22 protein-coding genes and 1 pseudogene are annotated in these 25,000 nt (G+C 66.4%); 8 read left to right on the top strand and 15 right to left on the bottom strand.

All coding sequences use genetic code 11. The annotated features are described in order from the left end of the window. Nucleotides 1-15 precede the first annotated feature (15 nt). The 3 genes from SR858_RS22885 to SR858_RS22895 are packed head-to-tail and all read right to left on the bottom strand — an operon-like array spanning nt 16 to nt 3,830. Nucleotides 16-897 carry a 2OG-Fe(II) oxygenase gene (locus SR858_RS22885; protein WP_019923214.1) on the bottom strand — a complete coding sequence of 294 codons (882 nt, stop codon included), beginning with the start codon at nt 895-897 and terminating at the stop codon, nt 16-18. 4 nt (nt 898-901) lie between these two features. Beyond that, nucleotides 902-2,377: an MFS transporter gene (locus SR858_RS22890; protein WP_154820014.1), complete on the bottom strand. Its 1,476-nt coding sequence runs from the start codon at nt 2,375-2,377 to the stop codon at nt 902-904. Nucleotides 2,378-2,381: 4 nt separating this feature from the next. Further along, nucleotides 2,382-3,830, bottom strand: coding sequence for a KamA family radical SAM protein (locus tag SR858_RS22895; protein WP_019923216.1), 1,449 nt, complete (start codon nt 3,828-3,830; stop codon nt 2,382-2,384). A 273-nt stretch (nt 3,831-4,103) separates the two neighbouring features. On the opposite strand from SR858_RS22895, the gene SR858_RS22900 reads away from it, so the two are divergent. Then, nucleotides 4,104-4,529 (top strand): cache domain-containing protein, encoded by a 426-nt coding sequence (locus SR858_RS22900; protein ID WP_152885105.1) that lies wholly within the window; start codon nt 4,104-4,106, stop codon nt 4,527-4,529. 23 nt (nt 4,530-4,552) lie between these two features. Further along, nucleotides 4,553-6,250, top strand: coding sequence for a methyl-accepting chemotaxis protein (locus SR858_RS22905; protein WP_019923218.1), 1,698 nt, complete (start codon nt 4,553-4,555; stop codon nt 6,248-6,250). Here SR858_RS22905 and SR858_RS22910 read toward each other — a convergent pair. Further along, nucleotides 6,152-6,721 carry a DNA-3-methyladenine glycosylase gene (locus SR858_RS22910; RefSeq protein WP_019923219.1) on the bottom strand — a complete coding sequence of 190 codons (570 nt, stop codon included), beginning with the start codon at nt 6,719-6,721 and terminating at the stop codon, nt 6,152-6,154. The two genes, SR858_RS22905 and SR858_RS22910, sit on opposite strands and share 99 nt — an antisense overlap. 200 nt (nt 6,722-6,921) lie before the next feature. Here SR858_RS22910 and SR858_RS22915 point away from each other — a divergent pair, with 200 nt between their 5' ends. The 3 genes from SR858_RS22915 to SR858_RS22925 all read left to right on the top strand — a co-directional run bounded on the left by SR858_RS22915 (nt 6,922) and on the right by SR858_RS22925 (nt 10,360). Then, nucleotides 6,922-7,788, top strand: a complete 867-nt coding sequence (locus tag SR858_RS22915; RefSeq protein ID WP_026637536.1) for an HDOD domain-containing protein — start codon at nt 6,922-6,924, stop codon at nt 7,786-7,788. Nucleotides 7,789-7,803: 15 nt separating this feature from the next. Continuing rightward, nucleotides 7,804-9,024, top strand: a complete 1,221-nt coding sequence (locus tag SR858_RS22920) for a DUF2863 family protein (RefSeq protein ID WP_019923221.1) — start codon at nt 7,804-7,806, stop codon at nt 9,022-9,024. Nucleotides 9,025-9,166: 142 nt separating this feature from the next. Beyond that, entirely contained in the window at nt 9,167-10,360 is a 1,194-nt protein-coding gene (locus SR858_RS22925; RefSeq protein ID WP_322534002.1) for a tetratricopeptide repeat protein, read from the top strand. Between the two features lie 63 nt (nt 10,361-10,423). Here SR858_RS22925 and SR858_RS22930 read toward each other — a convergent pair whose 3' ends face one another. Further along, the gene (locus tag SR858_RS22930; protein WP_026637537.1) at nt 10,424-11,206 is read right to left on the bottom strand and encodes a hypothetical protein; all 783 of its coding nucleotides are present in this window, start codon (nt 11,204-11,206) and stop codon (nt 10,424-10,426) included. Between the two features lie 54 nt (nt 11,207-11,260). Here SR858_RS22930 and SR858_RS22935 point away from each other — a divergent pair, with 54 nt between their 5' ends. Next, complete coding sequence (locus SR858_RS22935; RefSeq protein ID WP_019923223.1) at nt 11,261-11,947, top strand: GNAT family N-acetyltransferase; 687 nt, start codon at nt 11,261-11,263, stop codon at nt 11,945-11,947. A gap of 12 nt (nt 11,948-11,959) precedes the next feature. Here the strand turns inward: SR858_RS22935 and SR858_RS22940 are convergent, their stop codons facing one another. Next, complete coding sequence (locus tag SR858_RS22940) at nt 11,960-12,466, bottom strand: DNA-deoxyinosine glycosylase (RefSeq protein ID WP_019923224.1); 507 nt, start codon at nt 12,464-12,466, stop codon at nt 11,960-11,962. 38 nt (nt 12,467-12,504) lie between these two features. Then, on the bottom strand, nt 12,505-12,642 hold the full coding sequence (locus tag SR858_RS22945) for a hypothetical protein (protein WP_019923225.1): 138 nt from the start codon (nt 12,640-12,642) through the stop codon (nt 12,505-12,507). Between the two features lie 165 nt (nt 12,643-12,807). Here SR858_RS22945 and SR858_RS22950 point away from each other — a divergent pair, with 165 nt between their 5' ends. Both SR858_RS22950 and SR858_RS22955 read left to right on the top strand, forming a co-directional pair. Continuing rightward, complete coding sequence (locus SR858_RS22950) at nt 12,808-13,716, top strand: DMT family transporter (protein ID WP_019923226.1); 909 nt, start codon at nt 12,808-12,810, stop codon at nt 13,714-13,716. Beyond that, complete coding sequence (locus SR858_RS22955) at nt 13,713-14,204, top strand: GNAT family N-acetyltransferase (protein WP_019923227.1); 492 nt, start codon at nt 13,713-13,715, stop codon at nt 14,202-14,204. The genes SR858_RS22950 and SR858_RS22955 overlap by 4 nt, the downstream gene beginning before the upstream one ends. Nucleotides 14,205-14,388: 184 nt before the next feature. Here SR858_RS22955 and SR858_RS22960 read toward each other — a convergent pair. From SR858_RS22960 to SR858_RS22995, 8 genes and pseudogenes are all read right to left on the bottom strand, one after another. After that, nucleotides 14,389-15,874 (bottom strand): annotated as a pseudogene (locus tag SR858_RS22960) (glycine betaine ABC transporter substrate-binding protein). 97 nt (nt 15,875-15,971) lie between these two features. After that, nucleotides 15,972-17,198 (bottom strand): imidazolonepropionase, encoded by a 1,227-nt coding sequence (hutI, locus tag SR858_RS22965; RefSeq protein WP_019923230.1) that lies wholly within the window; start codon nt 17,196-17,198, stop codon nt 15,972-15,974. 8 nt (nt 17,199-17,206) lie between these two features. Further along, on the bottom strand, nt 17,207-17,794 hold the full coding sequence (locus tag SR858_RS22970; protein ID WP_019923231.1) for a HutD/Ves family protein: 588 nt from the start codon (nt 17,792-17,794) through the stop codon (nt 17,207-17,209). After that, nucleotides 17,791-19,155: a formimidoylglutamate deiminase gene (locus SR858_RS22975; RefSeq protein WP_019923232.1), complete on the bottom strand. Its 1,365-nt coding sequence runs from the start codon at nt 19,153-19,155 to the stop codon at nt 17,791-17,793. Before SR858_RS22975 ends, SR858_RS22970 begins: the two co-directional genes overlap by 4 nt. After that, nucleotides 19,152-19,940 (bottom strand): N-formylglutamate deformylase, encoded by a 789-nt coding sequence (hutG, locus tag SR858_RS22980; protein WP_019923233.1) that lies wholly within the window; start codon nt 19,938-19,940, stop codon nt 19,152-19,154. The genes SR858_RS22975 and hutG overlap by 4 nt, the downstream gene beginning before the upstream one ends. A 14-nt stretch (nt 19,941-19,954) precedes the next feature. After that, nucleotides 19,955-21,499 carry a histidine ammonia-lyase gene (hutH, locus tag SR858_RS22985; protein WP_019923234.1) on the bottom strand — a complete coding sequence of 515 codons (1,545 nt, stop codon included), beginning with the start codon at nt 21,497-21,499 and terminating at the stop codon, nt 19,955-19,957. Further along, nucleotides 21,496-23,193 (bottom strand): urocanate hydratase, encoded by a 1,698-nt coding sequence (gene hutU / locus SR858_RS22990; RefSeq protein WP_019923235.1) that lies wholly within the window; start codon nt 23,191-23,193, stop codon nt 21,496-21,498. The genes hutH and hutU overlap by 4 nt, the downstream gene beginning before the upstream one ends. A gap of 72 nt (nt 23,194-23,265) precedes the next feature. Beyond that, the gene (locus SR858_RS22995; RefSeq protein ID WP_019923236.1) at nt 23,266-24,945 is read right to left on the bottom strand and encodes an amidohydrolase; all 1,680 of its coding nucleotides are present in this window, start codon (nt 24,943-24,945) and stop codon (nt 23,266-23,268) included. Nucleotides 24,946-25,000 lie beyond the last annotated feature (55 nt).

Consider the following 25,000-nt stretch of genomic DNA (forward strand, 5'->3'; position numbering starts at 1 on the left):
CATTCTACCTCTGGCTCAGCCGTAGCGCTCCTGGCGCAGCCATTTGTTGGCGATGATCTTGGTGCCTTTGACCACCGGTGCACCGCCGTGCAGGGTCTGGCGGTCGGGCTGGTGGTTGCTGTCGGTATTGAGGAACCACAGCGCGCTGCCCTTCTTCGGATACACCTCGAGGCCCAGCCCGGGGAAGATGGTGCCGCCGCCCTGCTCCACGTCGGTCAGGTACAGGATGAAGGTGGCCAGGCGCTGGCCGCCGCGCGCCAGGTGGCTGCGGTGGCCGGTGGTGTCGGGGTCGAGCCAGTCGTAGTGGGGCCGGTATTCCTGCGTGCTCGCGTATTTTTGCAGCTGGAACGGCTCACCGCATTCGGCCGGCCAGTGCGCCAGCGCCGCCAGGCGCCGCTCGATGCGCTCGGCGATTTCGGCCTCGCCACGCTCGATGAACGCCATGTCGCTGGTGCGGCCCTCGTGCACCACGCTCGAACCGTCGTCGGCGCCGGTGACGGTGGAGCGCGTATAACGGGTGCCGCAATGCGCCACGATGGCGTCGCATTCTTCGCTGGCGAGTACATTGCCGAGCAAGATCACCTGCGGATTTTTAAGCACGAACAGCACCTCCACTTCGCGCTGATCGACCACGATCCGGTTGCGCGTGGTGTCGATGAACGGCATCACCTGGGCCGGCTTGAAAATACTGGCGCCGGCGTCGCTGCCCGCTCCACGCTGGCGCACGGCCTCGTCGAGCGCGGCGCGCGCCACGTCCATGGTGTACTGGCCCGAACGCGCCATGCTGTTGGCCATGTCGAGCGCACTGCAGCCGCGCGCCAGGTTATCGGTGATCCAGTCCTGCCACGACGATGGCAGGGAGGCGAGCACGGAAGATGGAGCGGAGGCGTCGGTCATGGTCTTATCTGGTGCTGGTGGCCGGGTGATGGTCCATTCTACCGGAACGCGCCGGGCGCCTCCAGCGCCGCCAACCGTACCACGCCAGCCCCGGCACTTGCAGCGCGACCAGCAAGGCAAATCCCGCCTGGTAGGCCTGCGCCGGATACTGCCCATGGCCATTGGGCCGCCAGCAATCGAGCACCAGCCCAAAGCCGGCCTGCACTGCGAACGCGCCCAGGAAAATCAGGAGGTTCAGGCAAGTGGCGGCGCGCCCGGTCAGCCGGCCCGGCAAGCCTTGCGCCACCATCGTGTACTCGATGCCGGTGACCGTGCCCACCAGCGTAAACAGCACGGCCAGCAAGGCGCAGCCGGGCCGCCAGCCGCACACCAGCCCCGCCTGCACCAGGACGAACAGCGCCACGCCGGCCGCCGCCACCCGCACCGGCCGCACGCCCCGGCGCCCGGCCCACTCGGTGATCATGCCCACCGCGATGGCCCCGGCGATCACCGCGCCCATGCCCACGTACAGCAGCCAGCTGACCTGGTCCTCGGAGTAGCGGGCCACGTCGCCGAGCCAGCGGCCGATCCACAGGCCCTGGATGCCGAAGAACACCATGTGCGGCACCAGCACCAGTTGCGCCGCCTCGCGAAACGACGGATGGCGGCAAATCTCGGCCATGGTCGCGCGCAGCGGCTGGCGCTGAACGGTGGCCGCTTGCGGCGGCGCCAGCAGCCGGATCAGCGCCGCCGTGAACATCAGCGCCGACGCCAGGCCGATGAACAGGCTGCGCCAGTTGCTATGTTCAAGCACGATGCGCACCGGCAGCGTGGCCGACGCCGCCCCGAGGCCGCCGACGGCGATCAGGTAACCCTGCACCGACGGCAGCCGCGCCGGCGTCACCCAGGTGGACAGCGCTTTCACCGCCGCCATGAAGCAGCCACCCACGCCCAGCCCGATCACCGCGCGCGCCACCAGCAACTGGGCGAAATCGCGCCCGCCCGCGAACGCCAGCGCGCCCAGCGCGGCGATCACCAGCATCGGCAACTGCACCCGCGCCGGCCCCCAGCAGTCCAGTGCCACGCCCACTGGCAACTGCGCCAGCGCAAAGGCGAAGAAGAATGCGCTGGTGAGCAGGCCCAGTTGGCCGGGCGTGAGCGCCAGCGCGGCGGTCAGGTCCGGCGCCAGCGTGGCATTGATCATGCGCATCAGGGTGGACAGGTAGTGGCCCAGCGCGAACGGCAGGAACACCACCAGGAACACCATGCGCGGCGACAGGGGCGACGCGGTGGCGGCCGGCACCGGCGGGGTGTGGTCAGCGTGGCCGGCCTGGCCGGTGCAGGCGACTTGGCCGGTGCAGGCGGCGTGGCCGGTGCGGTCGGCCTGGCCGGTGCAGGCGGCGTGGCCGGTGCAGGCGGCGTGGCCGGTGCAGGCGGCGTGGCCGGTGCGGTCGGCGTGGCCGGTGCAGGCGGCCTGGCCGGCGGGGGCGATATGGCGCATGCGGTTACGCAGCGCTCGGTGCGCTGGCCTTGTCCGCGGTGTCCGGAATAGTCGACGCGCCACAGTTGCTGCCGGCCGCGCGGCTGCTGGCCGGCACCAGCTGGATCACCTTGCGGTCGCTTGGCATGTGCCCATGCTCGCTGCGGCTGCCACCGTCTTCCTCGAAGAAGAATTTGTCGTGGCCGAAGGCCGGTTTCAGGTCGTCCAGCCAGGTCGCATGCGGGTCGAATTTGGCGTAGAACGGCCGCCGTACCCAGTCCGGGTTACGGGCTTGCAGGAACTGCAGCGCAAAGACTTTTTCGCCGCCGATGGTGACCACGCCGTCGATCACCACCTTGCCCGGGAAGGCGCTCATCGACGGTCCGCGCACGGTGCGCGCCAGGCCCGACACCCTCTGGTACGCGGCCTGAAAGATCTCGTGCGCGCGCACCAATGGCAGCTGAAAGTAATCGTGCGGTCCGGTATCGCGCTCGACGAACATGTAATACGGGATCGCGCCCAGGCGCACGCCGGTCTGCCACAGCTCGGCCCAGCTTTTCGGGTCTTCGTTGATGTGGCGGATCAGGGGGCCCTGCATGCGCAAGGTGGCGCCAGTGTTCACGATGCGTTTCACCGCCTGCTGAGCGATGTCCTGACGCAGTTCCACCGCGTGGTTGTAGTGGCCCATGATGGCCATGTTCTTGCCGGCGGCTACCACCCGTTCGAACAGGCGCAGCAAATCGTCGGCGTCGCGGTCGGAGACGAAGCGCTGCGGCCAATACGCCACCGACTTGGTGCCGATGCGGATGTTCTGGATGTGCGCCAGCTCGGGCGCGAGCAGCGGTTCGATGAACGCCTCGAGCGAGCGGGTGTTCATCACCAGCGGGTCGCCGCCGGTGATCAGGACATCGGTGACCTGCGGCTGGGTTTTCAGGTAGGCCGCCAGTTCGGTCGATTCGCGGGCGTCGAATTTGAGGTCGTCCATGCCGACGAACTGCGGCCAGCGGAAGCAGAAGGTGCAATAGGCGTGGCAGGTCTGGCCGGCGCTGGGGAAGAACAGCACCGTCTCCTTGTACTTGTGCTGCAGGCCGCGCAGCGGCACGCCGTCCAGGTGCGGCACGTTGTGCGTCATCTGCCCGGCCGGGTGCGGGTTCATCTGCAAGCGCAGCTTGCGCACCAGCGCGGCCAGCGCCTCCGGATTGGCATTGCCCAGCACCAGCTCGCGCAATTGCGCGTAATCCCGGGGCGCCAGCATGTCGCGATGCGGGAACACCAGCCGGTAAATGGGATCGTCGGGGATGTTGTTCCAGTCGATCAGCTGATCGAGCACGTATTCGTTGGTGCGAAACGGCAGCACGTGCGACACCACTTGCACGGCTTCCTGCAGGTCGGGCGTGAGCCATTCCCATTGACGGGCGTGGGTGATGGTCTGTCGGGTATAGGGTTTGAACTTGGCGGGGATGGCGGTGGTCATGGCGGATTCCTGTGGCGGTGATCAATCGGAGACTGGATGCTAGGACGCTCGCACCGCCCGGAAATTGCCAGATATCAAGTGATTTATGGAAAAATTTGGGGCCTTGCGGCAAGTTGCGACTTGGCCACAGAAGGAATTTCCTTAAGGCTATTACTTGCGGCACCGCAATTTGCGCAGGCTGGCGCGCCGGTACAGTTCAAAGCTCCCTCCCCTCTCGCAAGGACGTTCGCCATGAAACTGCAACCCGTACTGGCCACCTTTACCGCTGCCGCCATGCTGTCGTTTTATTCCCTGCCGGTGCGCGCCGCCGACCCCACCGAAAAAGACGCCATCGCCATGGCCGAACGCGGCGCCGCCTTCATCAAGGCGCATGGCAAGGACGAGATGATCCGCAAGGTGGCCGCGCGCGATCCGAGCTTCATCCAGGGTTCGCTGTACGTGGACATCCGCGATCTGAAAACCGGCATCGTGCTGGCGCACCCGGTCAACCCGTCCATCGTCGGCAAGGACCTGACCGACGTGCCGGACGCCAGCGGCAAAAAATACCGCCGCGAGATCATCGACCTGGCCGCCAGCAAGGGCAGCGGCTGGGTCGACTACCAGTACAAGAATCCCACCTCCGGCAAGCTCGAACCGAAGACCACCTACATCCTGCGCGTGGGCGACGTCGTGCTCGAAGCCGGCATCTACAAGAAGTGACGCCATACTTACCGGAGAGCGCCATGCTGAACAAACTACGGATCGGCCCCAAACTGCTGCTCGCGCCCGGCCTGGTGCTGGTACTGCTGATCGTCACGGCAGGCGCCGCGTCGATCGGCATGGTGCGCCAGAACGCCTCGCTGGAAAACCTGGTGCAGGTGCGCGCCGCGCGCCTGAAAACCACGGCCGACGTGGCCGGCGAGGCGCGCTACGCCCACGCCCATATCTACCAGTTGCTGGCGTGGGTCAACGGCAGCTTCGCCCAGAGCCGCCTCGACGAGCTGGGCCTGCAGATCAAGACCCGCCACGCCGGCATCGAAGACCAGTTGCGGCGCCTGGCTTCCGCCGCGACCCACGGCGACGAGCGGCGCTACGTCGAACAGTCGTTGAAGGCGCTGGCCGAGTACCGCAAGGCGGTGCTGGAAACCATGGACATGGCGCAGATGGACCAGAGCATCGCCACCAACGCCATGGCCCGCGCCGAGAAGCAGTTCCTGGTGCTTAACGACCAGCTGGCGCAGTTGTCGAATCTTGAAAAGAAGCTGAGCGAGCAGGCCCACGCGCGCGCAAGCGCCGACTTCCGCACGCTGGCGACCGCCATGGCGGTGCTGGTGCTGCTGTCGATCGCGCTGTCCCTGGGCGTGACGATGGCGGTGCGGCGCGCCATGCTGCGCGATATCCGCGGCATCGGCGCGGTGGTGATCGCGCTGGCCGAAGGCCGCCTGGGCGCAAGCAGCACCAACAGCGGCCGCGACGAAATCGCCGACACCGCGCGCCTGCTCGACCAGAGCATGGGCAACCTGACCAGGACCATCTCCACCATCCTCGGCGCGGTGCGGTCGATCGACACGGCCGCACACGAAATCGCCAGCGGCAACCAGGACCTGTCCACCCGCACCGAGATGCAGGCCAGTTCGCTGGAACAAACCGCCAGCGCCATGGACAGCCTGACCCAGGCTGTCCAGCAAACAGCCACCAACGCCAGGCAAGCGTGCCAGCTGGCGGCGGGCGCCAGCGACATGGCGCAGCGCGGCGGCGCCGCCGTGCAGCAGGCGGTGCAGACCATGGCCACCATCCGCGCCAGTTCGCGCCAGATCGTCGACATCATCGGCGTGATCGACGGCATCTCGTTCCAGACCAATATCCTGGCGCTGAACGCGGCGGTGGAAGCAGCGCGCGCCGGCGAACAGGGACGCGGCTTCGCGGTGGTGGCGTCGGAAGTGCGCACGCTGGCGCAGCGCTCGGCGGCGGCGGCCAAGGAGATCAACGCGCTGATCTCGGCGTCGGTGGCCACCATCGACAGCGGCAGCGCCTCGGTGCACCAGGCTGGCGAGCGGATGGTCGACATCGTCGCGTCGGTGCAGCAGGTGAATGACATCATCGCCCGCATCAGCGCGGCCAGCGCGGAACAGGCGCAGGGCATCGCGGAAGTGAACCAGGCGGTGGGCCAGATGGACGATGTCACCCAGCAGAACGCCGCGCTGGTGGAGCAGGCGGCAGCCGCGGCGGAAAGCCTGCAGGAGCAGGCCGTGCACCTGTCGCACGCGGTGTCGGTGTTCCAGGTGGGCTCCTCTACCGCCAGCGACGCGGCGGTGACCGAAGCGGTGGAACAGGCGCCGTCGTCACTGGCGGAACGGCTTGCTCAGAAAGCGCGAGCCCGCCAGGCCAAAGCGCCACGGCAGCTCCACGGCTTTCGAAATGCCGATGCGCGGGCCGGTTAGCACCTCCACGGTTTGATCGCCTGCCAGCAGCGTGAACGGCGCGCCGTCGAGCGGCAGGTTGTTGTCGGCGCGGGTGATGCCCAGCGCCTGCGCCAGCCGGCCCGGCCCCGAGCACAGCAGCCGTTCGTCTGCCAGGGCGCGCCGTTCGCGCATCTGCTCGAGTCCCACCAGCGGCTCGATCGCGCGCAGCAGCACCCCGGCGCCGTGACCGTTCTCGCGGCAGACGAAATTGAGGCACCAGTGGATGCCGTGCGAACGGTACACATAGCTGCGGCCCGGGGGGCCGAACATGGAAAAATTGCGCGGCGTTTCGCCGATATAGCAATGCGAGGCCGGTTCCTCGCGGTCGTAGGCCTCGGTCTCGACGATGCGCCCGCCCACGCCGTTGACCAGCAATGTGACGCCGATCAGCTGGCGCGCCACCACCTCCGAAGGCGCTTCGAAATCAATTCCGGCAATGATTTTGCTCATGGCTACATTGTAAGGGAAGCCACAAAAACGCTGACAAAACGTTATTAAACGTGCGCACGCGACACACCTGATGGGCCAAATATGGTCATAAAGCAATAAAAAAACCAGAAAATCACGCAGCGGGCCCGCGCTTGCGGCGATAATGACGGGTACGCATGTGCCGCTTTTGCGCCTCCCACCCATTCCAACGATCCCGTACCATGACCACAGTTGCAGCCCCAGCTTTGCCAGTAGAAAACGCGGTGGAAGACGCGCTGATGCGTTCCATCCGGATTCCGCCAAGGCCGAGCTTGCTGGTGGACTTGCAGCGCGAGCTGGCCAAGGCCGACCCGTCGCCACGCAATATGGCCCGCATCATCGGCAACGACGTCGGCATGTCCGGCGCCCTGCTCAAGCTGGCCAACTCGCCGTTTTTCGGCGCCGCCCGCAAGGCCAAGTCGGTCGAGCAGGCCATCAACTTCCTCGGCGTCGATATGTGCGCGTCCACCCTGACTGGCTTGCTGGCGCGGCGCGCCATCGACGGCCAGGGCGCCGACCTGAGCGCGTTCTGGGAAATCTCGATGCGGCGCGCGCAAGCGCTGATGTTCACGTCGCGCAAGCTGCGCATCGCGCCGGCCGACATCGCCCATACCTTTGGCCTGTTCTGCGACATCGGCGTGCCGCTGCTGATGGACCGCTTTGCCGACTACGCCGCCACCTACGACGACGCCTGCGACGAACCGGTGCGCCGCTTCACCGAAATCGAAGATGAGCGCTACAGCACCAACCACGCCGCCATCGGCTGCCTGCTGGCGCGCAACTGGGGCCTGTCGCCCGACGTTTCGTGGGCCATCCTGCTGCACCATGACTACCGCGTGCTCGACGATCCCGCCACCGACGACGCCGTGCGTTCGCTGGTGGCGCTCACGCTGCTGGCCGAAAAAGGCATCGCGCGCTTCTTCGGCCGCACCCTGTCCCACGAATGGGAAAAAGGCGGCGCACTGGCGTGCCAGCACCTTGGCCTGACCGAGGACGAAGCGGCCGACCTGCTCGACGAGCTCAACGAAGCCTTCCACAACGAACGATAAAGATCCCCCTTCCGCATGCCCAAGAATAAGCGTCCCGTCCCCCGCAAATCCGCCACCTCGCCTGAAGTCAAGGACGAGCAGAACACCACCGAACTGTGCGCGCTGGCGCTGGACCTGTCGGACGGCGAAGCCAATCCCGACATCGTCGCTGCCGCCACCCGCGCCGACCTGGCGCAAAAAGCCATCGAGTTCCAGCGCCTGCTGCGCCGCCTGCTCACGCAAGGCAAGGACGAGGTGCTGTACGGCGCGGTGGAACTGGCGCGCGACGAATCGGTGGACGGCTACCGCTACCTGAAAAACGCCATCGAAGAAGGCGCGGCCAACCTGGTGCTGCGCCGCGAAGGTGCGGCCGACATCGAGATCGACGCGTTTGCGATTCCCGTGTTCGTGCACAGCCAGGGCGGCCTCGATCCCGCTTTTGATTTCCAGGACAGCGCCGCCTACGACGCCGTGCTCGACAGCCTGACCGCCGCCGGCCTGGAAAGCCCGAAGGCGAAAGTCGTGCTGGTGAGCCATGCCTATGACCTCGAAGAAATCGAACGCATCAGCTACGGCCAGTTGCACGCCATGCTGCGCGAAGCGGCCAACTCGCTGACCGAGAAAAAACTCACGGCAGCTCCCGCCCTGGAGCGCAGCATGTCGCACGGCTGGACGCCCACCGCCTTTGGCCCGGACGACAGCGCGGTGGAAGTGCGCTTCCTGGTCGGCTTCGCGTTGAAACGCGCCGACGATCCGTTCTACCAGGTGCCGAAAAGCGAAAAAGCAGCCGACGCCTATTTCGCCAGGCGCGCCGACGCCTACCAGCAATGGACCGCCGACTTCGCGCCGCTGGTGGCGCGCTGCCTGGGCCGTGGCCGTGGACTTGATGCCGCCCTCACGCTCAATTTCCTGTACCAGGATTTGTTCTTCGGCGCGCGCGAACAGGCGCTGGCCGAATACGCCACCCTGCAAATCCTCGCCACCATGAATGGCGCGATGGCCGGCCATGCGCCGGAGCAGCTGTCCGCCATCATCGCTCCCACCGACATCGACGACGAGATGCTGCTGCGCGTGCAGCTTGCCGCCGGCGCCACCGTGCTGGCCACGGCCGACAAGCCGCTCGACCTGACCGCCGACCTGGAAGTGGAAGTGGACGACCTGCGCGATGCGCTGGCCAGCATCGGCCTGGCCGATATCTCGGTGGCGCTGCGGTTCGATGCCGACGGCAACGCGGTGGACGTGCGGCCGCTGGGCTGAGCACGCTTTTTTTGTCTTTGACTTCGGTGCGATAGCGGCGGATACTTTTCCTTCAAGCGGGACATAGAGTCCGCTGCCTTGCGGTGCCGGCATGGTGCGCCGCAGCGGCGTACGTCACCAGCGTGCGCCGAAGGAGACGATCATGAAGCCATCGACACCACTGCGGCTGGGACTGTTCGCGTCCCTGCTGCTGACTTGCAGCCTGTTATCGGGTTGCGCCAGCCTCGGCGCCACGCGCCCACCGCCGCCCGGCCTGTTCCAGGACCAGGCGTTCCACCAGCCCGACAAGCCGATCAACACGGCCAATATCTTCGCCCTCGACGACGCCATGCGGCGCTACCTGCACGACGAAATCGACAGCGCGAAAAAGACCACGGACAAGCGCCAGGCCCTGTTCAACGCGCTGTACCGGCGCGACCAGCTCAAGCTCGAGTACGATTCCGTCATCACCCGCACCGCAGCAGAAACCTTCGCGGCGCGCTCGGGCAACTGCCTGTCGCTGGCCATCATGACCGCCGCGCTGGCGCGCGAACTGAACTTTGCAGTGCAATTCCAGCAGATCGACGTGGGCGAAGTGTGGAGCCGCAGCGGCAATCTGTATTTTTCCAGCAACCATGTGAACCTGGTGCTCGACCGCAAACGCATCGACGCCAGCAATGGTTATACGCTGCAATCGAACCAGCCGCTGGTGGTCGATTTCATCCCGATTCCGGACACCGCGCGCAGCCGCGCCCTGCCGCTGGCGGAGCGCACGGTGGTGGCCATGTACCTCAACAACCGGGCCGCCGAGCTGCTGTCGGCCGGACACCTGGACGACGCCTACTGGGCCGCGCGGCAGGCCATCGCCGCGGCCCCGGATTTTCTCAACGCCTACAACACCCTCGGTGTGATCTACCAGCACCACGGCGACCTGGCGGCCGCCGAGCTGGCCCTGCGCCATGCGCTGGGCGAAGCACCCGACAACACCATTTATTTGTCCAACCTGGCGCAGACACTGGAGAACGCGCACCGTCCGCAGGAGGCGGCGCTGTTGCGAGCACGGCTGCGCCTGCTCGAACCGTATCCGCCGTTCTACTTCTACAACCAGGGCCAGGAAGCGTTGGCGCGCGGCGACTACAGCCGCGCCCGCACACTGTTCCAGCGCGAACTGGACCGGGTGCCCGACTACCACGAGCTGCACTATTTATTGGCGGTCGCCAGTTACCAGTTGCACGACGTGCGCGCCGCCGAACGCCACCTGCAAGCGGCGATCGACAACAGCACCTCGCGCGATACCCACGACTTGTATGCCGCCAAGCGCAGCCGGTTACGGGCGGCGGCGGCCAACCCGAACTGAGGCGCTGGCGCTTACTTTTTTCTTACTCCTGCGTTTCCAGGCGCATCTCGCCCGGCGGCAGCATCAATGACGGCGCCGCTTGTCCGGCCTGCACCAGTACGGCATCGACTGCCAGTGCATCGGCGCCGTGGGCCTTGTCGTACGCCAGGACCAGGCGCCGGCCGGCCGCCGGCAGCAGCGCGGCTGGCACCGGCGATGCAGTGCGGCCGGCACCGGCGATGCAGTGCGGCCGGCCAGGCCGATCAACCAGGCGGGACGGCCGTGCTGGTAGCCGTAGTCGGGGAAGATCACCTGCATATCGACGAAACGGGACTGGTTGAGCAGCACCGGGGTGCTGCCGTCGGCGCGCTGCAAAATAAACGGTTCGGTGGCCGCAAACTTCGCCAGCAGCGGCCGGTAGGCCGGGCTTTCGCGGGTACGGTCGGCATGGGCAAACAACGCCGTCTGGTCCACGTGCAGCGTGGCGTTCGGCCCCAGTTTTTCCGCCAGGTGCGCCCCCATCATCGTCCGCCCGCTGACGGACGTCTTGTTCAAGTGGCTGTATCCCACGTGGATCAATACCTTGGCCTTGGGGTCGCGGGCAAAGATGCGCTCGTAGATATTGCTGGCCTGGCCGGCCTCGCGCAGGCTGGCGCGCTCTGCCTGGTCGGTCACGCTGGCGTCCTGTATGTGTTCATAGGGAACCAGGGTCCAGCCGCTGGCGATGGCGTCGTTGACGAACGTGGCGAACGCCGGCTCCCGCACATAGTAGCCATGGGCAGCGGTGACGTACCTGGGCTGGGCGCTGATGGCCGGGTAAAAGGTTTCGCACGCGAGGTAGGTGTAGCCGATCTTGCGCAGCGACATGGGCTGCTCAAGGTGATCAGCCGCCTGACTATTTTGTGTACGTTAAAATAAGACATGGAACGCAACCAGCTACTCGACGATATCTTCTGGCACACCCTGACCGGTGCGCATGCCTGCCATGCCAGCGGCGACGGCGGCGCGCGCCGCTACACTGCCGGCTTCTCGCCCATTCTAGCCTTTGCCGACAGCACTGCGCCCGACTTTGCCGCGCTGCTGCCGCACTGCGCGCCGGGCGAACATTTTTACTGCGAAAACTGGACCGGCGCCGCCCCGCCCGGCTGGCGCATCGAGGCCGAAACCACCATGTATCGCATGGCCTGGGCCGGTGGCATGCCGGCATCGGATCCGGCGCCCGATGCCGCACGCTTGCAACCGCACCACGCGCCGCAAGCACTGGAGTTGGCCAACCTGTGCAAGCCCGGCCCGTTCGGCATCCGCACCATCGAACTGGGCGACTACTTCGGCTATTTCGACGGCGACCGCCTGATGGCCATGGCCGGCGAACGCCTGCGCGCACCCGGTCTATGCGAAATCAGCGGCGTCTGCACGCACCCCGACGACCAGGGCCGCGGCCTGGCCCGCCAACTGATCGGCAAGCTGGTCCACCGCCACCAGGCACGCGGCGACACCTCGTTCCTGCACGTGATGCGCAACAACGAAGCGGCGCACCAGTTGTATTTGAGGATGGGTTTTGTGGATTACCTGGAGACGGTGGTGCGGGTAGTGGCGCGGGAGGAATGAGGCCGGGATGGGTCACCTGGTGCCAGGCAAAAGCAACTCCCTCAACATCTCCCACCGCGCCAGCTTCTCTGCATACGCCAGGGTATACGCCGGGCTGCTCGACGGCAGCGCCGCGATGCGGTAGCGCGTGGCATGTTCGCCCAGCACTTTCAGGCCCAGCTTGTGGGCGGTGCCGCCGTTGAAGGCGATGGCGGTGATGTGGGGGTGGCTGGCCAGCAGGGCCGGCAGGTCGTTGTCGTCGCGGTGGCGGATGGCGCTATCGAGGCTGCCGGTGCGGTGGGCTTCGGCCACCACGTCCCAGACACCGACGCCGTGGCGCAGCAGGGTTTGCAGGCGTTCCTCATAGGGCAGCGGCACCAGGTCGGTGCCGATCACGGCCGACATCAGCATCCAGAAGCGGTTTTGCGGGTGGGCGTAGTATTGCGCCTGGGCCAGCGATTTTTCGCCGGGCAGGCTGCCCAGCACCAGCAGCCGCGTGTTGGCATTGACGACCGGGGCAAAGCACTGTTTTCGTTCCATTGCGCCATCCTTGATTGAAGATGGCGGCAATTGTAGCGTCAACGAAACAACGAGTGGCCGAACAGGGTTTGGACTGCGCTCTGGATCGGTTCTTCGGACAGCATCAGCACCAGGGCGGTGCTCACGGCAACGTAGAGAATCACGGAAACTACTTTAATTTGCAGCGCGGTGTTCATGACCGCCTCCGGTTCAAGTGATGTAGGCACGAATTCATCATAGTTCATTTTTGATAATTTTCTCTTGTCTTTACATAATTTAATGAGAGAAGCCAACACGGCTGTTGCACCGTTTTAAAAAATGGCGGCTAGGCAAGTTACCGGCCGGACAGCTATACTTGTTCGATGTCAACGCCCCTGCTCTTCGTCACCGCCTGCCTGATCTGGGGCTCCACTTTCTTCGCCATCACGCTGCAATTGGGCGACGTTGCGCCCGCCGTCTCGGTGGCCTACCGCTTCGGCCTGGCCGGCGCGGTGCTGTTCGCCTGGTGCGCGATACGCGGCGACAAGCTGTGGCTGCCATGGCGTGCCCAGCGCTGGTTGCTGGCGCAGGGACTGGCCACGTTTGCGCTCAGCTATATCTGCACTTACACGTCCGAGCAGTACCTGGTCTCCGGCCTGGTGGCGGTGTTGTTTGCCTTGATGGTGTTCTGGAACCCGCTGTTCAACCGCTACGCCTTCGGCACCCCGGTCAGCCGCCGCACCTTTGCGGCCGGCGGCGTGGCCATCCTCGGCGTGATCCTGCTGTTTTCGCACTCGATTGCCGGCGCCTGGCGCGACCTGTCAGCCGGCGGCAACGGCCACTTCCTGCTGGGCCTGGTCCTGGCGCTGCTGGCCACCATCGCCAGCACGGTCGGCAACCTGCTGGTCATCAAGGTGCGCGAACAGTCGCCAAATGTGCTGCTGGGCATGGCGTGGGCCATGACCTGGGGCAGCCTGCTGGTGGCGGCGTGGGTGCTGGTGAGCGGCCAGCAGTTCACCGTGTCCGGCGCACCGCAGTACTGGGCGGGCTTGCTGTACCTGTCGCTGTTCGGCTCGGTAATCGCGTTTGCCGCCTACTTCACGCTGATCCACCGCATCGGCTCGGACAAGGCCGTTTATATCGGCGTGGTCACGCCGGTGATCTCGGTGCTGCTGTCGATCCAGCTTGAACATTACCGTCCCGGCGCGATCGAATGGGCAGGCATGGTATTGTGTCTGTCCAGCGTCGCCTGGGCGTTGCAACCACCTTCTGTTACCGTCAAAACTACATGAGTACATCAGAACTGATCATCCGCCCGGCCGAACCGGCCGACATCCCTGCCATCTTCGGCATGATTTTCGAATTGGCCGTATTTGAAAAGCTCGAACACATGGTCGTCGCCGACGAAGCCATGCTGCACGAAGCGCTGTTTTGCGACAAGCCCACTTGCGAGGCCATCGTCGGCGAAACCGACGGCGAAGTCGTCACCTTCGCGCTGTTCTTCCATAATTTCTCCACCTTCTTGTGCAAGAAAGGCCTTTACCTGGAAGACCTGTACGTCAAGCAAACCATGCGCGGCCGCGGTTACGGCAAGCAGATGCTGGTCGCGCTGGCGCAAATCGCCACCGAGCGCGACTGCGGCCGCTTCGAGTGGTCGGTACTGGACTGGAACGCCAGCGCCATCTCGTTCTACGAAGGCATGGGCGCGACCATCATGCCCGACTGGCGCATCTGCCGCGTCACCGGCGACGCGCTGACCCACCTCTCCGCTCAGCGCTAAAAAAATTCCCGCGACACGGGAAGTCATCGCGGGACTGAACCCGGTGTCAGAGGGAAGGGAGATGTTTCGACGGCTTCACTATAGCCGCGCCCTGCCCGCATCCGGCAAGCCATTACAAACCCTTACGCGCCGCAAGACCTGCTTACACGGCTTTACATAAACCGGCAGCCTTGCACTCCCGGCTTTACAGCCGTGGCGCGGGCGCGCGGCTAGCGACACGTTCGAGCAGTTCGAACACGGCTTGCGTGAGCAGCGCCAGCACTGCCGCCGGGATGGCGCCGGCCAGCAGCATCTGGTTGTCGTTGAGCGCCAGGCCGATGGTGATGCGCTCGCCGAAACCGCCGGCGCCGATAAACGCGGCAATGGTGGCCGTGCCTACGCTCATCACCGCTGCCGTCTTCACGCCGGCCAGAATCACCGGCAACGCCAGCGGCAGCTCGATCAGCCACAGCCGCTGGCCCGGCCGCAACCCCAGCGCCAGTGCCGCCATGCGCAAGCCGGGAGATACTTGCAGCAGGCCGGTGCAGGTATTGCGCACGATGGGCAGCAGCGCGTACACCACCAGCGCGATCAGCGCCGGCACCGTGCCGATCACGCCCAGCAAGGGAATCAACAAGGCCAGCAGCGCCAGCGACGGCACCGTTTGCAACACGCCGGTCACACCCAGCACCACTTGCCGCAAGCGCGGATACACCGCCGCCAGCACCCCGAGCGGCACGCCGGCCAGGCAAGCCAGGCCCACCTACCAGCACCAGCGTCAGGTGCTGGCGCGTGAGGCGGCCCAGGTTGTCGTCGAAGATTTTTCCGGCCAGGCCGGTACGCCAGGAAGATGCGGCCTCGGGGGGAGCGCCTGCCAGGCCACCGGCCGCCAGCCACGCGCGCGCCACCTCGGTAAAATTCTTGCCGTCGATTTCGGCGGAGGCATTCATGGCGATCATGGCGTCGGCGCTGATCCGTCCTTCCAGCTTTTCGATGGCTTGCCATGCAGCGGGAAAGCGCTTGGCGGCGTCCAGCCGGTACAGCAGCATGGCGTCGTAACGGGGGAAGTAACCGAGGTTATCGTCGAGCACGCGCAGGCCGTACTGGCGGATCTTGGCATCGGTGGAATAAATGTCGATGACGTCGGTCTGGCCCTGGCGCAAGGCCTCGTAAGCCAAACCGTGGTCGAGTCCCTGCGGGCGCTGTGGCAGACCGTAGCGCTGGGCGAGGCCCGGCCAGCCGTCGGCGCGACCGATGAATTCGTGTGACAGCCCGAAGCGCAGCGCTGGCTGCCGGGCCAGGTCGGCGACGGTCGTGACGCTGGCGGCGTCGCCGCGCATCGCCAGCGAATAGGTATTGTTAAAACCCAGCGGCACGGCCACGCCCAGGCCCATGGCCGCGAGCTCCTTGCGGATCTGCGCGAGCGACGTCGCCTGCGGGTGCTTGAGGATTTCCAGGTCGATGGTGCCCAGGTATTCGGCATAGACGTCGATGCGCCCGGCCTGCAGGGCAGCGAGCACGATGGCGGTGTTGCCGAGGCCTTGCAGGTGCGTGACTTTCGCGTGCGGCGCAGCCACTTGCGTGAGCACCTCGCCCAGGATGTACGATTCGGTGAAGCGCTTGGAGCCGACATGCAGGGTATCGTCAGCGGCATGCGCCGTGCCGCACAAGGAGTACAGGGTGCACAGCATGAAAATCAGGGTCAGCCAGGCTGGCGGTCGTGCGCGCACAAAGTCTCCAGATCAATGGTCAATCCGGCCAGCTTACCACCGCGCACGCGAACCCGGCTCAAAGCCCCCGTGGCGAACGCCACACGCCGGCATTGACCACGCCCCGGCACGGATTGAAGCCGATCGCATACGCCAGCTCGCCCGGGCGGTCGATGCGCCACAGCGCGAAATCGGCGCGCTTGCCTACGGCCAGCGTGCCCACCTGGTCGTGCCGGCCCAGCGCGCGGGCCGCGTGCACGGTGCAGCCGGCCAGCGCTTCCTGCGGCGTCAGGCGCCACAAGGTACATGCCATGTTCATCGCCAGCAGCACGGAGGTCATGGGCGAGGTGCCTGGATTGCAGTCGGTCGAGACCGCCATCGGCACACCGAGTGCGCGCAGGGCGCTGACTGGCGGCGCATTGGTGTCGCGTAAAAAATAATAGGCGCCGGGGAGCAGCACGGCCACGGTACCGGCGGCGGCCATGGCGGCGATACCTTCGGAGCTCAGATGTTCGAGATGGTCGGCGGACAGGCCGTCGTAGCGCGCCACCAGTTCGGCGCCGCGCTGGTCCGATAGCTGTTCGGCGTGCAGCTTGACCGGCAAGCCGTGCGCGTGTGCCGCCTGGAATACGCGCTCGGTCTGTTCGTGCGAAAAGCCGATGCGCTCGCAGAAGGCATCGACCGCATCGACCAGTCCCTCGCCGGCCAGCGGCGCGATCATCGCGCACACGGCGTCGATATAGTCGTCGGCGCGGCCCGCATATTCGGGCGGCAGCGCGTGCGCGCCTAAAAACGTGGTGGCCACCTGCACCGGCAGCTCGCGGCCGATACGGCGGGCGACGCGCAGCATCTTCGCCTCGTTCTCCAGGTCGAGGCCATAGCCGGACTTGATTTCAATGGTGGTCACGCCTTCGGCAAGGAGGCTGTGCACGCGCGGCAGGCTTTGCGCCAGCAGTTCGTCTGCGCTGGCGGCGCGCGTGGCGCGCACGGTGGACATGATGCCGCCGCCCGCGCGGGCGATATCTTCATAGGTGGCGCCGTTGAGGCGCGCTTCGAATTCGCCGCTGCGGCTGCCGGCGTGGACGATGTGGGTGTGGCAGTCGATCAGGCCGGGCGTGAGCCAGCAGCCGCCGCCGTCGTGCACGGTGGCGGCCTGGCCGTCGGGCAGCGCTGCCCGTGGCCCCAGCCAGGCGATGCGGCCGTCCCTGACCGCAATCGCGGCGTCAAGAATTTCGCCGTAACCGCCGCTATCACCGTTGGCCATGGTGGCCAGGTGCACATTGGTAAACAACACGTCCCACGCCATGGGCAGCCCTAGTTGGCGATCAGATCGACTACGAACACCGTGGCCTGGGCCGATTCCAGCGTCCAGGCCTGTTCGCCGTCGAGCACAAGCAGGTCGTAGCGCACCAGCGCCAGCCGTTCGCGCGCACTGCCCACCGACAGGCTCTCGCCGTCGGCCAGGAACACCAGCGTGGTACCGCTGCGGCGCGGCAGCGGCACGCTGCCGCACACCACGAACGGTTCGATCCGGTGACGATAGCGGCCACGCCGGGTCATCACGTTGAAGTCGAGCGTGGACTGGCCACTCATTGGCCCGCTAATGGTGGCGTGCACCGGGTCTTCTCCGGCAAATTCCACCAGCGGCTCGCTGGGACTGAGCACCACCCGTTCGTCGCCGAAGTCGAGCAGCACGCCGTCGCCGGCGACCAGCACCAGCGTGCGGTCCACGCCGGGAAACTGCGAGAACGGGCCATCTTCGGCGATGCTGGCCAGGCTCACGCGCCAGTCGAAATCGTCGAGGCAGGCGCCGGGCGGCGACATCGCCAGTTCGGTGGTGACGCCGCCGCCGTTCTTCCACGGCGTGGGCCGCAGGCTTGCGTACTGGATTAACCGGTTCATCGGAACTCCCTCAGTTCTGCCATCGTGTGCTTGAAGCGCGCAGCAATCGCCTGCTGCGCCACGTGTTGCGCGTTGCGTACCACCCACCGGCCGCCGACCAGGACGTCGCGCACCAGGTTGTCGTTGCCGCTAAAAATCAGGCTGCCCAGCACCTCGTGCAGCGCCAGGCCGCACAGGTTGGGATGGCCATCATCGAGCACCAGTACATCGGCGCGGCGGCCCGCCGCCAGCGCCCCCACCGGCCGACCCGCCGCCTGCGCCCCGCCCTGCAAGGCGCCCTGCCATAAAAAGTCGCCCACCTGGCGCTGCGCCTTCGATACCGCGATATTGCGGCGCTGGTGGTGCAGCCGCTGGCCGTATTCGAGCCAGCGCAATTCCTCCACCGGGCTTTGCGACACATGGCTGTCGCTGCCGATGCCGAACCGTCCGCCCACCGCCAGAAAATCCTCCAGCGGAAACAGGCCATCGCCCAGGTTGGCCTCGGTGGTGGGACACAGGCCCGCCACCGCACCGCTGGCAGCGATGCTGCGCACTTCAGTGCTACTCAGGTGCGTTGCATGGACCAGACACCAGCGGCCATCGACCGCCACCTGGTCGAACAATAATTGCACCGGACGCCGGCCGGTATGCGCCAGCGCTTGCTGCACCTCCGCCTGCTGCTCGGCAATATGCACATGCACCGGCCGCTCCGGCGGCAAGGCCGCCAGCACCGCGTTGATCTGCGCGATGGATGCCGCGCGCAGCGAGTGCGGCGCCACGCCCACCTCGGTCTGGCCGTCGCGCAGCGGCGCCAAGGCCTCTACTACGCGCAGCACATCGTCGGCATCGGTGCGAAAGCGCTGCTGCTCCGGCTTCAGGGGACTGTCGTTAAATCCCGAATAACTATACAACACCGGCAGCATGGTGACGCCGATTCCCGCCAACCGTGCGGCGGCAATCACGCGCTCGGCGGTTTCGGCCGGCCGGTCGTACCAGGCGCCATCGGGCTGACGTTGCACATAGTGGAATTCGCATACCGAGGTGTAGCCGTGACGCAGGCATTCCGAAAACAGCTGCGCGGCAATCGCCTCGATTTGGTCGGGCGTGATGTTGCGCGCGAAGCGGTACATCAGGTCGCGCCAGGTCCAGAAGCTGTCATGGCTGTCACCGGCGAACTCGGTGCGGCCACCGAGCGCGCGCTGGAAACTGTGCGAATGCAGGTTGACCATGCCGGGCAGCGCGTATTCCACGCATTCGATGCCTGCTGCCGGTGCGCTGCCGGGCGTAACGGCAACCAGGTCGCCGGCCTGGTTCCATTCCAGCAGCACGTCAGCGCGCCAGCCATCGGGGAGCAAGGCGTGGCGGGCGAACAGCTGGTTCATGACTGCACCCAGTCGGCCGCCGCCTGCGTCATCGCGCGCAAGAGACCCTGCACCTGCGCCGCCAGGTCGGAGCGGTAGCCATAGGGCGCCTCCTCGTCCATGTACACCGACTGGCACATTTCAAGCTGGATCGCATGGACGCCCGTCTCGGGCCGGCCATAGAAACGCGTGATATGGCCGCCCTTGAAGCGGCCATTGACCGCCACGCTGTAGCGATCTTGCGCCAGTGCGCGCGACACCACGGCATGCGCCAGTCCCGGCGCGCAGGTGGCGCCGTCGGCGGTGCCGAAGTTCAGGTCGGGCAGCTTGCCGTCAAAAAAGCGCGGCACCCTGGACGCGATCGAATGCGCATCCCACAGCACCACCCGGCCGTGGATGGCCAGCAGGCGGTCGAGTTCCGCGCGCAGCCGCGCGTGATATGGCTGCCAGTAGTGTTGCAGGCGCCGCTCCACTTCGGCCTGGTCCGGCACGCGGCCCTCGACGTACAGCGGCTCGCGGTGAAACGTATCGACCGGGCACAGGCCGGTGGTGTCCTGGCCCGGGTACAGGTTGGTGTTCTCGGGCGGGCGATTGAGGTCGATCGCGTAGCGCGACCAGCGCGCCGCAATGGTCGATGCGCCCATCTCCTGCAAAAAGCCGTACAGGCGCGCCAGGTGCCAGTCGGTGTCCTGGCGGTCGGTGGCCGCTGCCGTCATGGTGGCCGCGATTTCGTCGGGGATGTCGGTGCCCACGTGGGGCATGGACACCAGCAACGGGATGGTGCCGGCCTGGAACTGGTAATCCATAGCGCCTCCGCAGGTTAAGGGTGCAAGGAAGTAAACAACTCGCGGCACGAGGCGCTCAGTTCACCGCGCATGACCATGCCCTTGGCGGCCTCGATATCGGGCGCGAAGAAGCGGTCGGCATCAAAAAACGGTACCGACTGGCGCAGTTGCGCGTGCACGTGCTCCAGGTGCGGCGCGGTGGTGAGCGGGCGGTGGAAGTCGATGCCCTGCGCCGCCGCCATCAGCTCGATGCCGATGATGACTGCCGTGTTCTGGGCCATGTCGTCGAGCCGGCGCGCCGCGTAGGTGGCCATGCTGACGTGGTCTTCCTGGTTGGCGGACGTCGGGATGGTATCCACGCTGCCCGGGTGCGCCAGCGATTTATTCTCCGACGCCAGCGCGGCGGCCGTGACGTGGGCGATCATGAAGCCGGAGTTCACGCCCGGCTCGGGCACCAGGAACGGCGGCAGGCCCGATAAGGTCGCATCGATCAGCAGGGCGATGCGGCGCTCGGCGATGCTGCCGATTTCGGCGATTGCCAGCGCCAGGGTGTCGGCCGCAAAGGCCACCGGCTCGGCATGGAAATTGCCGCCCGAGACCACCACCGACAGCTCGCCATCCTTGAACAGCAGCGGATTGTCGGTGACGGCGTTCGCTTCGATCAGCAGCGTGCGCGCGGCATTGTTGATGATGTCCCAGCACGCGCCCATCACCTGCGGCTGGCAGCGCAGGCAGTACGGGTCCTGCACCCGCTCGTCACCGACCAGGTGCGAGGCGCGGATCGCGCTATCGGCCACCAGTTGGCGGTAGATGGCGGCGGCGGCGATCTGGCCGGGCTGGCCACGCACTTCGTGCACGCGGGCGTCGAACGGCGCATCGCTGCCCTTGGCGGCGTCGAGCGACAGTGCGCCCGAGACGAAACCCGCCTCCAGCAAACGCTCGGCCATGAACAGGCCGTACAGCGCCAGCGCGGTCGAGACCTGGGTGCCGTTGATCAGCGCCAGGCCCTCCTTGGCAGCCAGCACCACCGGCGCGATGCCGGCGGCCTGCAAGGCCTCGGTGGCGTCCATCATCACCCCGTTCATGCGCACCTGGCCCACGCCCAGCATGGCCAGGGTCATGTGCGACAACGGCGCCAGGTCGCCCGAGGCGCCCACGGAACCCTTGGCGGGAATGGCGGGCATGATGCCGGCGTTGTACAGCGCGACCAGGGTGTCGATGATGAGCGGGCGCACGCCCGAGTAGCCGCGCGCCAGGCTGCCGATCTTCATCAGCATGATCAGGCGGCACACGGCGTCGGATACCAGCTCGCCGGTGCCCACCGAGTGCGACAGGATCAGGTTGCGTTGCAATTGTTCGAGCTTGTCGTCGGGGATGCGGGTTTTGGCCAGCAGGCCGAAGCCGGTGTTGATGCCGTAGGCGGCATCGCCCTTGGCGACGATGGCGCGCACGGCGGCAGCCGACGCTTCGATCACGGGATAGGCTTCCCTGGCGAGGGCCAGTGGGGCGGCCTCGTTCCAGACAGCGCGCAATTCGGCGAGCGTCAGCGCGCCCGGTTTCAAGGTGAGGGTCATGGTCATTTGATCATTGGAAGGTTGAGGCCATTGCGCTGGGCGCAGGCGATGGCGGTGTCGTAGCCGGCATCGGCGTGGCGCATCACGCCCGAGCCGCTGTCGTTGACCAGCACCCGCGCCAGCCGTTTGGCGGCAGCGTCGGTGCCGTCGGCAACGATCACCACGCCCGAGTGCTGCGAATAGCCCATGCCCACGCCACCGCCGTGGTGCAGCGACACCCAGGTGGCGCCGCCGGCAGTATTGAGCAAGGCGTTCAGGAGCGGCCAGTCGGAGACGGCGTCGGTGCCATCTTTCATGCTTTCCGTTTCACGATTCGGGCTGGCGACCGAGCCGGTATCGAGGTGGTCGCGACCGATCACGATCGGCGCTTTCAGCTCGCCGTTTTTCACCATCTCGTTGAAGGCCAGGCCGGCCAGGTGGCGCTCGCCAAGACCGAGCCAGCAGATGCGCGCCGGCAGGCCCTGGAAGGCGATGCGCTCGCGCGCCATGTCGAGCCAGCGGTGCACCTGCGCGTGGTGCGGGAACAGTTCCTTGATCTTGGCGTCGGTTTTATAGATGTCTTCCGGGTCGCCGGACAGCGCCACCCAGCGGAACGGTCCGCGCCCCTCGCAGAACTGCGGGCGGATGTACGCCGGTACGAAGCCGGGGAAATCGAAGGCATTCGCGACGCCGTGGTCGAACGCCACCTGGCGGATGTTGTTGCCGTAATCGACCACCTTGCAGCCGAGCGCCTGGAAGTCCAGCATCGCCTGCACGTGTACCGCGCACGAGCCGGCAGCGGCAGCTTGCAATTCCGCGTGGCGGGCCGGGTCGGCTTGCGCGGCCTTCCATTGTTCCACGGTCCAGCCCTGCGGCAGGTAGCCGTTGATCAGGTCATGGGCGGAGGTCTGGTCGGTTACCAGGTCGGGCGCCAGGCCACCCGCGCGCGCGCGGCGCACCAGTTCGGGCAGCACGTCGGCGGCGTTGCCGAGCAGGCCGATGGAAATCGCGTCGCCGTTGGCCTTGTGCGCGGAGATCATGGCAAGCGCCTCGTCGATGCTGGCGGCCTGTTTATCCAGGTAGCGGGTACGCAGGCGGAAGTCGATGCTGCTTTGCTGGCACTCGATGGTGAGCGACACGGCGCCGGCCATGGTGGCGGCCAGCGGCTGGGCGCCGCCCATGCCACCGAGGCCGGCGGTCAGTACCCAGCGCCCCTTCAAATCGCCGCCGAAGTGCTGGCGCCCTGCTTCGGCAAAGGTTTCGTACGTGCCCTGGACAATGCCCTGGGTGCCGATATAGATCCACGAACCGGCCGTCATCTGGCCGTACATGAACAGGCCTTTGCGGTCGAGTTCATTGAAGTGCTCCCAGTTGGCCCACTTGGGCACCAGGTTGGAGTTCGCAATCAGCACCCGTGGCGCGTCTTCGTGGGTCTGGAACACGCCGACCGGCTTGCCCGACTGGATCAACAGGGTCTGGTTGTCTTCCAGGTCGCGCAGCGAGGCCAGGATCTGGTCGTAGCAGGCCCAGTCGCGGGCGGCGCGGCCGATGCCGCCGTAGACCACCAGGTGCTGTGGATTTTCCGCCACTTCCTTGTCGAGGTTGTTCTGCAGCATGCGGTACGCGGCCTCGGCGCCCCAGTTCTTGCAGGTACGCTCGGGGCCGCGCGGGGCGCGGATATCGCGGGTGGCGTCGAAACGCGGATCGTTGTCGTGGCTCATGGTCGCTCCTGCTCATGGGGATAAGGTGCCCCTAGCATAGGTTGTCTATACAACCAAGTCAACCGCCTTTGCCTATTTTTTATAGACTCGTTTGCCGCCCATCCAGGTTTGCAGTACCACCGTCTTGCCCAGCTGCTCGGGCGGCGCCGTGAAGATATCGCGGTCGATCACAATGAAATCGGCCCACTTGCCCGGCTCCAGCGAACCGATGAGATTTTCCTGGCGCGCCGCATAGGCCGCATCGAGCGTGAAGCACCGCAGCGCCTCGGTCAGGGTCATGGCCTGGTTCTTGTACCAGCCGCCCGTCGGCGCACCTGCCGCGTTCTGCCGTGTGACCGCCGCGTGCAGGCCTTCGAACGGATCGGGCGGCTCCACCGGGAAGTCCGAGCCGCAGGCAATGCGCGAGCCCTGGTCGAGGAAGGTGCGCCAGGCGTAGGCGCCCTTGATGCGCTCAGGCCCCACCCTCTGCTCGGCCATGTTCTGGTCCGACGTGGCGTGCGTGGGCTGCATCGACGGGATGATGTCCAGCGCCTTGAAGCGCGGGATATCCTCGGGTGAGACCACCTGCGCGTGCTCGATGCGGTGACGCAGGCCGCCGGCCTGGTACTTGGGAATCAGTTGGGCGTAGGCGTCGAGGATCTGGTGGTTGCCGGCGTCGCCGATGGCGTGAACGTTGACCTGGTAGCCGGCCTTCATCGCTTTTTCCATCTTGGCCTGCATGGCGGCGTTCTGCTGGAACAGCAGTCCTTTCGTCGATGGCATGTCCGAGTACGGGGCGATCAAGGCGGCGCCCCGGCTGCCCAGCGCGCCGTCCGAGAACAGCTTGACGGCGGCCAGCGCATAGGTGTCGTTGGCGTAGGTTTTCAGCGGTCCTTCCTTCGATAACTCGTCGAAGGCGGCGCCGGTGTCGCCGATCATGGCGTACACGCGGGCGGTGAGCTTGCCGTGGTCGGCGTAGTCGCGGTAAATGCCATCCTCGGCCACCGAAATGCCGGCGTCGTGCACGCTGGTCAGGCCCGACTTGGCCAGCAGCGCCAGCGCGTTGTCGAGCATGGCGCGCGCCTGCGCCGGCGTGGGCAGCGGCACCACCTTGTCGGCCAGCGCCATGGCGCTGTCCACCAGCACTCCGGTAGGGTTGCCCTTGGCGTCGCGTTCGATCTTGCCGCCGGCGGGGTCCGGCGTGTCCCTGGTGATGCCGGCCATGGCCAGCGCCGTACTGTTGAGCCAGGTGGCATGCACGTCCACCCGGCGCAGCAGCACCGGGCGGTCGCCCACCACCGCGTCGAGGTCGGCGGCGGTGGGGAAACGGCCCAGCTTCCAGGCTTCCTGGTTCCAGCCATGGCCGATGATCCAGGCGTTTTTCGGGTGGGCGCGGGCAAAGTCCGCCACTGCGCGCAGGGCCGCCGGCAGCGAGGTGGGCGTAAACAGGTCCACGCCCGAGGCGATCTCGCCCAGCCCGAACACGTGGCCGTGGGCGTCGATCAGCCCCGGCAGCAGGGTCTTGCCCTGGGCATCGACGTGCTTGGCGCCCGGCAGTGCGGCCGCTGTCTGCGCCTCGCTGCCGGCCACCACTACCTTGCCCTGGGCGTCGAACGCCAGCGACGTAAAGCGCTGCAAGGCGCCGGCCGCCGTCAGCGTGTAGCCGTTGGCGTGGTCGATGATGGTTTGGGCGTGAGCGGCCGGGGCCAGGGCGGTGAAGGCAAGCGCCAGGGCGGCGGCCAGCGGCAGGCGCCGCTTGAGGGTGGTGCGCATCGTTTTCTCCATTCGGTACCAGGCTGCCAGTGTAGCGAAGTTTGCAGATCGACAG

Source organism: Duganella zoogloeoides, from assembly GCF_034479515.1.
GTDB lineage: Bacteria > Pseudomonadota > Gammaproteobacteria > Burkholderiales > Burkholderiaceae_D > Rugamonas > Rugamonas zoogloeoides.